Origin of the sequence: Holdemanella sp. MSK.7.32 (genome assembly GCF_024460475.1) — a bacterium.
In the GTDB taxonomy this organism is placed as follows: domain Bacteria; phylum Bacillota_I; class Bacilli_A; order Erysipelotrichales; family Erysipelotrichaceae; genus Holdemanella.
Genome location: NZ_JANFYN010000066.1, coordinates 1 through 9,512 on the forward strand (window position 1 = coordinate 1; position 9,512 = coordinate 9,512).

Consider the following 9,512-nt stretch of genomic DNA (forward strand, 5'->3'; position numbering starts at 1 on the left):
GTCTTTTGATTTATTCATGTGATTTCATCACCCCTATCTCATATACGAAATAAATTGAGGCTTTTCCAAAAAAGATGCACATTTTGATAATTTCACATAATTCAATCGGATTTCACAAGATTTACCAAAGTTATACTAAAATTATGACAACATGGAATGTTATTCTATAAGTGCCTTAAAGATAAGGCAATGAATATAGAAATAAACCAATATTCATATCTCTCTCCTAAAAATAATAATAAACAAAAGAAACCATTCTAGACGCCAACACTAGAATGGTTTCTTTTCTACTAAACTTGTAGAATATAGCTATTCTTTGCTACAATACAACTATGCCAAGAATTCAAAATGATTGTATAAATACAATAGAAATTAAAAAAAGTAAATTTATTACCTACCTTCATAGAACACAAGATGAACAAGAGGCAAAAGACTTTTTAAAAGCTATAAAAAAAGAACATCCCAATGCCAATCATCATTGCACAGCTATGATTGTAGGAAACATTATGCGATCTAACGACGATGGAGAACCAAGTCAGACAGCAGGTCACCCTATGTTAGATGTGTTGATGCATAATGAAATGCAAGATATTCTAGCCGTTGTAGTCCGCTATTTTGGAGGAATCAAGCTTGGAACTGGAGGACTTGTAAGAGCCTACTCATCTAGTGTACAAGAAGCTCTAAAACAAGCTACTCTTACCACTGTAACCACTCTTCATGAATATCAAATTCATTTTTCTTATGATTTGATTGGAAAAATCGATCATTATTTTAGAACTCAAAACATCGAAGTTATTGAACAACAATATGAAGAAGATGTCGTTTATCATTTCGTAAATCAATGTGATATCTCAAAAGATTTAATGGAACTTTCAAACGGAAAAATTCAAATTCAATATATTCAAGATATTGAAACAGAATGTGTGATATAGTTCACACAGACTAAACACAAAACACTTCATCAAGTATGATATACTTTAGAAAAGCGAGGTACCTTTATGGATAGTATTCTTACTCTTATTGCCTTTTTTGTGATTATCTTTATATTTGGAACCCTAGCAAGCTGGCTACTTCCATTTATTTTACCAATCATCATTTTCTTCTGGATTATTTCCCTATTTACAGGAAGAAGACATGTACATGTTCATACATTCAATAGTACACAAAATCAAGAAGAACAACCAAAATCAACCCCAAAACATGGAGCTATTGATGTTGAATATACAGAACACGAAGAAGATGGAGATAACCAATGATTTGTCACAACAGTGTTGGATATGATGCACAAATCAAAGACTTGTTGATTAAATCCGCATTTAATATGGATAAAAAAGAAATCGATGCCTGGATGAAATATCAATATGACCCACAACACATGTTCTGTTTCTGGCAAGACGATAAAATCACTTCTTGTCTTCAAGTCACAAAAAGAACGATGATGTTTTTAGATCGACAAATGCGCGTATCTGTGATTGGTATGGCTGCAACTTTACCAGATTATAGACAAAGAAAACAATTTTCTAACTTATTAGATGCTGCCATTTCACAAGCTACCTATAACGATTTATTAACCATCACATACACAAACATGCCAAAATTATTTGAGGCCAAAAGCTTTCAACACATTTCAAACACAAAAGAATATTGGATTGGAGCTCCACTATGCAGAAGTGGTAATCCTTATCATGTAAAACAAAAAGCAGAGAACTTATACACATTATATTTCCAATTCATGCAGTATTTTGATGGCAGTATTCTATTAAGTGAAAATGAATTCAACAAGCTTATTCAATATCATAAAAGCTTAAAAAAATCCATTGTCACAATGGTTAATGAAGATAAACAACCGAAAGGATTTGCGATATACTCTACCAAAGATCATCAAGCACACGTAGAAGTTTTAGTTTACTTCGACTCACAAGCCATTCAAGATCTTCTAAGTTATTTATCTATCAACAACGAAGTAACATCCATTCTAATCAGCGAAAGTGAAAGATTTGATAAATTATTCCCGCTTCATTTTCCTAGAACCGATAAAAAATTAATGGTCAGACTCAACAATTATAAATTATTCGATAAATTCTCTAACACAAACGTTAGAAACGCAAAAACAGCTTATGAACTATTAGAAAAGCCTACATGGAACCATTTCCAGTAGGCTTTTTATTATGAAACGCAAAAAAGGAGGCATCGCTAAAAACCTCCCTTTTTGCTTAGAATAATGGATTTAGATACTTTCAACAAGCATCCTCCATTATCTTAACACGTTTTAAATGAAATGAAACAAATTATTTTTGTTTTGCCAAAGTCTCCAACATATTTCGAGCCACACTATATTCATAATAAGGACCCAATTGATTGTTTGCGGCATACTTTGCCTCTTCCAAAGCTGTGCATGGCGCATACGAATGTTCAAACATCGACAACATTGTAAGTCATTGCCACCATCACCATAATTCCAATGATAAAAACGTAAAAACAACTTATGAATGATCATAAAAGTCTACGCAGAATATTTTCAGTAGGCTCTATTTACTTATTCATGAAACAAAAACTTCTGCCAGCTTTTACTTCATTCAATAAAATATGATCAGCTTCTGGAATATGACCAATACGATTTCTTTGACCATCCACCTTCATATCCTTTAATACAATTTGCACTTCACCACGATAATGTGCCAAGTTATCATTCACAATGACTACATCTCCTCGATGATAGTATTCTTCATCTATTTTTCTTTCCGGAATATTCTTTTTACCGTAGAACATTCTTGTCCAGCGAGAACGAATCATGTAGTATGGTGTTTCTCCACATTGGTGATACACATTATCAAAGACAATTTCTTTTTCTAAATCTGTGACACCATCATCCAAAATGACTTTAAATGGAACCCTCTCTACATCTCCATGAGGAAGCAGTTCTGCCAAGTAGTCTTGTCCAACTAGTTTTGGTATATTGACATAAGCTTGGTTCATCACTTGGTCAATCGCTTTAAATTCTTCTTCACTCGCAAACGCATTTCCGAAGATGATTTCATCCACATCACCTACCGCAATCCAATGACGAACCTGCAATTCAGCTGGAATCCAACGGTGATCTTCGACAGTTGGAAGTCCATCATGTACTGGCCATGGCCCATGTGTATTGTCTTCATTACTCGAAATAAAGACAGCACTCGGAATACCCAAAGTTGCCAATTCTTTATTGATAGAACGAATACTTTCTAAGTCAGATGCCGTATAACGTTCTGGATAGAAATTATGGCAAGTTGAGAAGTTCTTTGGATTTGCCCCATTTTCTAATGCCATACGAACAGCTTGAATCATACAACTTGATAATTCGATTGTAATGTTATAAGGGTTGTTGATCAAAGTCACATCTCTTTGATCAAAATATGGTAGGTCCATACGAATGATGTCTATTCCCATTTCTTTAAAGATGGAGATGTCACTTTCGCTAGCACCCATTTTCTTAAAGAATGCGGTGTTACAGTCACCAGATACCTTCATTCCATGTTTATGTGCTAAATCACAAAAATTTTTAAAATAATCAAACACTTCTTCTTTTGTGCCCGGAACACTAAACATACTTGTAAAGATTTTTGTGAAGCCATAACGGCTTGCCATTGTTAAATAATTTTCGATTTCCTTCATGGTTTCTTGTTCTGGATATAAAGAAACGCCTAAAATTGGTTTTTTAACTGGTTTTGTTTCACCTAAAAGTCCCATTATTTTCTCCTTTTAAACTAATTTTGCATATGAACCATTTCTTCTTCAATCGTTGGATAAGAAATAAGTGTTTCACCATCTAAATTCTCATTAAACATATTCACACCACTGATCTGATGATTATTGTATGTTGTATAATAGTAAATTCCATTTCTTAAGTCGCAACAAGACGTATAAATTGTATATTCATACTTTCCTGGTTCTACTTCACAAAGACCTTTTTGTTGCGCGACACTACCAATAATGTGGAAATATTGACTTAAATCATTCTTATCACTCGTCGCATTGGCTCTTGTATAGGCAACACGCACAAATCTGGATCCACTCGATAAATCACCCGGAAGTCCCATAGCTCCAAAACCACGTGAATAAGCCGTTAAATCCAATCCAAAGTTATTTTCAGGCTGTTTGTTTGATAAATACATATAGTCATTCAAGCGGAACAACTGCATAGGTAATGGCGGATTGTTTGTCAAAACATGCGTAGGATTATCATATACATGCATACCATCTTCCATACACTCCACGACAATGCTTTCATTTTCATCACTGATCATATAGTGTAATTCAGCTACTGGAAAGTGTTCATTAAATGGTGTGGCACAAACATTTGTATTTTCTAATACGACTCTTGCCTCTTTGACACTTGCACATTGCGACAAGATCCAAGGAATAAATTCAAAGGCAGCCACATTGTTCATGCCTTCCTTGACTTCATAAAACTTTGCATTCCCAACAAAGTTTAATCCAGCCATTCCCAAGCCTTTCTCATTCATGGCATCATAATATAATGGATACTCTTCAAATACATGAGCCATTCCAATAATCGCATAATGACTTTCATGTTGTTCTAAATGTCTAAAATGAAAATCATAATTGCGTGGCGTAACAGCTACTTGTTCTCCATATGAAAATTCATAATCTAAATTCCTTCCAAAAAACTGATTAAAGCTTAATGCGGTACACATTAAAATCATCTCCTTCTACTTAGTAGCTTAACACAAACTACACAAAGATTACACACATAATAATGTACAAATCAAAATATGTGTTCATTGCGTTAAATTCAAAAAAACTATATATTTTAAGTGTCATAAGAAATGCCTTATCTTATGATTAACCCTTTGGAAAATTATTCAACCCTATAAACTCAAAATACATTTTTATCTTAATAATTTTCCTCTCCCTAAAGCAATGTCAAGCCCGGACATTGCTTTTTATTTTACCTAAAAGAAAAAAGCCATAAGTTTCCCTATGACTTAAAATGCGAATACAATTCCTACAACCGCACTAGCTACAATAAACCAGATTGGATGTAATTTCGGTTTATACTTACTCAATGCCAACAATATGAATAGACAAATAAACTGCTTCCAATGAAATGTGGAGAAAGTATAATCACCAAATAAAGTTGTTACCAAAATATCAATGGTAGCCACGGCAATAAAGGCAACTACAGCTGGTTTTAATCCGGCAAAGATTTGTTGAACAAGCTCTGCCTCTTTAAATTTCTCCAAGAAATTGGCAATGATACAGATAACGATCAAACTTGGTAAAATCAAACCAAGTGTTACTATAATCGAACCTAATACACCATATTGACTAAAACCTACATAACTAGCCATATTGACACCCATTGGACCTGGTGTCGATTCACTTACGGCAATCATTGTAGATAGATCACTCATTGTATACCAGCCATAACGAACCCCAATCTCTCTTAAGAAAGGAATGGTCGCAAGACCTCCTCCTACCGCAAATAGTCCGGTTTTAAAAAACTCTAAAAACATCAACAACAATTTAGGCATTCTTCTTTAACCATCCTATTCTAGAGAAGATAACTCCGGCTATGCCTGCACCAATCACAAGTAACACCGTAGATACTTTAGTAAACATCGCAAAAATAAGAGCCACCGCAAAAATCAAGAAACCAATCTTATTTTTAATATTACCCTTTCCTAATTTTAATACCGCATTGATCATCAACATACATACAGCTACACGAATTCCATTTAGTGCATGTTGTACAATGGCTAAACTTGAAAAGTTTGTGATCAAACCTGCAATTATACTAATAATGATGATGGATGGAGTCACAACCCCTAGAGTAGCTGCAATTGCTCCTGGAATGCCCGCTTGATAATATCCAATAAATGTCGATGTATTGACCGCAATAACACCGGGTGTACATTGACCAATCGCATAATAATCCATGACTTCATCTTCTGTAGCCCAATGATACTTTTCAATCACTTCCTTTTGAATCATTGGCAACATGGCATATCCACCACCAAAAGTAAATAGACCCATCTTAAACCAAGAAACATATAATTGAATCAGTTTCTTCATTTTACTCTCCTTTTAATACAAATTTTTCAATGACTTCGCAAACAGCTCCTTCTTCACAAGTAGCCGTTGTGATATAGTCGCAATCCGGCTTGATACCTGGCGCTGCATTTTGCACTCCCACACCTAAACCAGCATCCTTGATCATGGATAAATCGTTATAGTTATCTCCAATCGCAATCGTATCCTGAATATCAATATGTAATAGATTGGCTAATTTTTTAAGTCCAGCCCCCTTATTTACACCCTTATGATTAAATTCAATATAACGATTACTTGAATATGAAACATCCATATCAAATGTGATATCCTTTAGATCACGATCAATGCTTTGTAGATACTCAAAATCCGTATTTGTATATAATACTTTTACAATTTCCTGCCCCTTTAAAAAATCCAAATTTTGATCAAATACCTCAATCATTTCCTGACGATTCTGCACATATCTTTTTTCATCTTCTGTTAAGTTATATGCATATACCGCATCACGCGTATATACATGAATGACTACATCATACTTTAATCCGCGTCTATATAATTCTTCAGCTTTCTCAAAAGAAATACCTTCAAAATGTAAAAGTCGATTGTCTTTATTTTCCGTAATAGCCCCACCATTATATGAAATCACATATTGATTGGCTTCATCAAAAAGATCCAATTCCTTTAATGTACCCTGCACTGTGTTATAGCCTCTTCCTGTAGCCAGTACAAATTTAACACCTAAATCTTTCAATTTTTTAATGGCTTCAATATCTCTAGAATCAATTGTTCGATCGGGTTTGATCAAAGTTTCATCTAAATCACACGCAATTAACTTATACATAAGTAAACATCCTCCCTTAGATATGGAAAAATTATAAACCAAAATTTTTCAAAAAAAAAGTAGCACAAAGCTACTTATAATACAGAACCAATCACATGAACCACAAAAGCTAAAATCCATGCAAGTACACATTGCCATGCCACTACACCGACTGCCCATCTTGCACCTAGTTCTCGTTTAATAGATGCGATAGCCGCCACACATGGTGAATAAATCAAGCAGAATACAAGTAAAGAAGCAGCTGATAGTGTAGTTAATGCACTATGTAAACCACCTACAAATAATACTTGTAGTGTAGAAACAACACTTTCCTTAGCCATAAATCCACTAATTAAAGATGTCACAATACGCCAATCTTGAAGTCCTAATGGTGCAAATACAGGAGCAATCCATCCGGCTACCATTGCCAAAATACTTTGGCTTGAATCTTTGACCATATCGAATTGTAGGTTAAAGCTTTGAAGGAACCACACAAGTACAGTTGCCACAAAAATAACCGTAAAGGCTTTTTGTAAGAAATCCTTCGCCTTTTCCCACAACAATTGACTCACATTCTTTAATCCAGGCAAACGATAGTTTGGAAGTTCCATCACAAATGGAACAGCTTCACCTTTAAATAAAGTATTTTTAAATAAGAATGCGATTAAAACACCTACGACAATGCCCAAAACATAAAGTCCTGCCATAACTAGGCCACCTTGTTTTGGAAAGAATGCATTCACAAAGAAGGCATAAATAGGTAATTTTGCGGTACAAGACATAAATGGCGTCAATAAAATCGTCATCTTACGATCTCTTTCACTTGGTAAAGTACGTGTCGACATAACGGCTGGTACCGTACAACCAAATCCAATCAATAAAGGAACGATACTTCTTCCTGACAACCCAATCTTTCTTAATAGTTTATCCATAAAGAAGGCTACACGCGCAATATATCCACTATCTTCCATCATAGATAAAAAGAAGAATAGTGTCACAATGATTGGTAAGAAAGATAAGACAGAACCTACACCCGCAAAGATACCATCAATCACCAAACTATGTACAGCATAGCTTACGTGAGCACTTGTCATCCATGCATCCACTACTTGTGTGATCCAATCAATACCAAGTTCTAATAATCCTTGAAGCCATGCTCCAACCACATTAAATGTTAGATAGAATACAAGTAACATAATTCCAATAAACATAGGAATGGCAGTATATTTACCCGTTAAAATACGGTCAATTTTTTCACTTCGAACACGCTCTTTACTTTCCTTAGGCTTAACAACGGTTTGTTCACAAACCTTTTCAATAAAAGAAAAACGCATATCGGCAATGGCCGCACTATGATCGAGTCCACGCTCTTTTTCCATTTGAAGCACAATGTGCTCAATCATTTCTTTTTCATTTTCATCTAAATCCAAACGATCAAGAATCAATGTATCGCCTTCAATAATCTTACTGGCCGCAAAACGCAAAGGAATATCTTCCTTTTTGGCATGATCTTCAATCAAATGACAAATGGAGTGAATACAACGGTGAACAGCTCCACCGAAATCATCTTCCCCACAAAAATCTAAACGACCTGGTCTTTCTTGATATTTCGCAATATGAATGGCATGTTCAATCAATTCATCTACACCTTGGTTTTTAGCTGCAGAAATAGGTATAACTGGTACACCAAGCATAGCCTCCATACCATTGATATCAATCGAACCTTGATTGTTGGCAACTTCATCCATCATATTAAGTGCTACAACCATCGGAATATTCATTTCTAAAAGTTGCATAGTCAAATATAGATTTCGCTCAATATTTGTGGCATCTACAATATTAATGATAGCCTTAGGCTTATCATTTAACACAAAATTACGCGATACAATTTCTTCACTCGTATAAGGTGACATCGAATAAATACCCGGTAAATCTGTCACCATTGTATTTGGATACCCTTTGATTGGACCATCCTTTCGATCGACGGTTACACCCGGAAAATTTCCAACATGTTGATTCGATCCCGTGAGTTGGTTAAACAAAGTGGTTTTTCCACAGTTTTGATTTCCTACCAAGGCATATGTTAAACAAGTTCCTTCTGGCAAAGGATGTGCATCTGCCTTTACATGATATTTACCATCTTCACCTAAACCAGGGTGAACAGTATTATTTATATTTTCTGCACTCTCATGCTTTCGTGTTCTCTCATCAATTAATTCAACCAATATTTTTTCAGCTTCATCTAAACGAAGCGATAATTCATAACCATGAATCTGTAGTTCCATTGGATCGCCCATAGGCGCAAACTTTACAACTGTAACCTCGGCTCCAGGTATAACTCCCATATCTAGAAAATGTTGTCTTAATGCACCCGTTCCTCCAACGGCCTTAATCAATGCACTCTGTCCTATTTTTAACTCTTTTAACGTCATGCATATCCCTGGTATATTGTAAATGACCCATCTAGCTGGTCATTTACAACATACTTCTCCTTTCTTTCAACCTTTAATAACCGTGGTTGTAGACGGTGTTGTTAATTTGTAAAATTGAATATGTGAATGTGGATTTGTATATTTATACCCTGTAGCTTGACTACTTTGGGGAGGTTCTTACCACACCTTATTCCAAAACAGTG

The 9,512-nt window shown here is 35.0% G+C and carries 10 protein-coding genes; 3 read left to right on the forward strand and 7 right to left on the reverse strand.

What is annotated here, in order from left to right; translation table 11 throughout:
- Positions 1 to 332 precede the first annotated feature (332 nt).
- The 3 genes from NE544_RS11140 (at position 333) to NE544_RS11150 (ending at position 2,158) form a co-directional block, all read left to right on the forward strand.
- On the forward strand, positions 333 to 932 hold the full coding sequence (locus NE544_RS11140; protein WP_256269381.1) for a YigZ family protein: 600 nt from the start codon (positions 333 to 335) through the stop codon (positions 930 to 932).
- 66 nt (positions 933 to 998) lie between these two features.
- A complete protein-coding gene (locus tag NE544_RS11145) occupies positions 999 to 1,256 on the forward strand; it encodes a hypothetical protein (protein WP_118114955.1) in 258 nt (85 codons plus the stop codon).
- Positions 1,253 to 2,158: a GNAT family N-acetyltransferase gene (locus NE544_RS11150; protein ID WP_256269382.1), complete on the forward strand. Its 906-nt coding sequence runs from the start codon at positions 1,253 to 1,255 to the stop codon at positions 2,156 to 2,158. The genes NE544_RS11145 and NE544_RS11150 overlap by 4 nt, the downstream gene beginning before the upstream one ends.
- Before the next feature lie 130 nt (positions 2,159 to 2,288).
- Here the strand turns inward: NE544_RS11150 and NE544_RS11155 are convergent, their stop codons facing one another.
- From NE544_RS11155 to feoB, 7 genes are all read right to left on the reverse strand, one after another.
- Positions 2,289 to 2,429 carry a hypothetical protein gene (locus tag NE544_RS11155; protein ID WP_118114957.1) on the reverse strand — a complete coding sequence of 47 codons (141 nt, stop codon included), beginning with the start codon at positions 2,427 to 2,429 and terminating at the stop codon, positions 2,289 to 2,291.
- Between the two features lie 103 nt (positions 2,430 to 2,532).
- The gene (locus NE544_RS11160; protein WP_256269383.1) at positions 2,533 to 3,729 is read right to left on the reverse strand and encodes a MupG family TIM beta-alpha barrel fold protein; all 1,197 of its coding nucleotides are present in this window, start codon (positions 3,727 to 3,729) and stop codon (positions 2,533 to 2,535) included.
- 17 nt (positions 3,730 to 3,746) lie between these two features.
- The gene (gene bsh / locus NE544_RS11165) at positions 3,747 to 4,697 is read right to left on the reverse strand and encodes a choloylglycine hydrolase (protein ID WP_256269384.1); all 951 of its coding nucleotides are present in this window, start codon (positions 4,695 to 4,697) and stop codon (positions 3,747 to 3,749) included.
- A 291-nt stretch (positions 4,698 to 4,988) separates the two neighbouring features.
- Entirely contained in the window at positions 4,989 to 5,537 is a 549-nt protein-coding gene (locus tag NE544_RS11170; protein WP_118114960.1) for a chromate transporter, read from the reverse strand.
- A complete protein-coding gene (locus tag NE544_RS11175) occupies positions 5,530 to 6,078 on the reverse strand; it encodes a chromate transporter (RefSeq protein WP_118114961.1) in 549 nt (182 codons plus the stop codon). The genes NE544_RS11170 and NE544_RS11175 overlap by 8 nt, the downstream gene beginning before the upstream one ends.
- Position 6,079: 1 nt before the next feature.
- Positions 6,080 to 6,898 (reverse strand): Cof-type HAD-IIB family hydrolase, encoded by an 819-nt coding sequence (locus NE544_RS11180; protein ID WP_256269385.1) that lies wholly within the window; start codon positions 6,896 to 6,898, stop codon positions 6,080 to 6,082.
- A 74-nt stretch (positions 6,899 to 6,972) separates the two neighbouring features.
- Entirely contained in the window at positions 6,973 to 9,309 is a 2,337-nt protein-coding gene (gene feoB, locus NE544_RS11185; RefSeq protein ID WP_256269386.1) for a ferrous iron transport protein B, read from the reverse strand.
- Between the last annotated feature and the right edge of the window lie 203 nt (positions 9,310 to 9,512).

Coding starts and splice junctions, on each gene's coding strand:
- NE544_RS11140 (WP_256269381.1), top strand. CDS start 333: ATGCCAAGAATTCAAAATGATTGTATAAATACAATAGAAATTAAAAAA.
- NE544_RS11145 (WP_118114955.1), top strand. CDS start 999: ATGGATAGTATTCTTACTCTTATTGCCTTTTTTGTGATTATCTTTATA.
- NE544_RS11150 (WP_256269382.1), top strand. CDS start 1,253: ATGATTTGTCACAACAGTGTTGGATATGATGCACAAATCAAAGACTTG.
- NE544_RS11155 (WP_118114957.1), bottom strand. CDS start 2,429: ATGTTGTCGATGTTTGAACATTCGTATGCGCCATGCACAGCTTTGGAA.
- NE544_RS11160 (WP_256269383.1), bottom strand. CDS start 3,729: ATGGGACTTTTAGGTGAAACAAAACCAGTTAAAAAACCAATTTTAGGC.
- bsh (WP_256269384.1), bottom strand. CDS start 4,697: ATGTGTACCGCATTAAGCTTTAATCAGTTTTTTGGAAGGAATTTAGAT.
- NE544_RS11170 (WP_118114960.1), bottom strand. CDS start 5,537: ATGCCTAAATTGTTGTTGATGTTTTTAGAGTTTTTTAAAACCGGACTA.
- NE544_RS11175 (WP_118114961.1), bottom strand. CDS start 6,078: ATGAAGAAACTGATTCAATTATATGTTTCTTGGTTTAAGATGGGTCTA.
- NE544_RS11180 (WP_256269385.1), bottom strand. CDS start 6,898: ATGTATAAGTTAATTGCGTGTGATTTAGATGAAACTTTGATCAAACCC.
- feoB (WP_256269386.1), bottom strand. CDS start 9,309: ATGACGTTAAAAGAGTTAAAAATAGGACAGAGTGCATTGATTAAGGCC.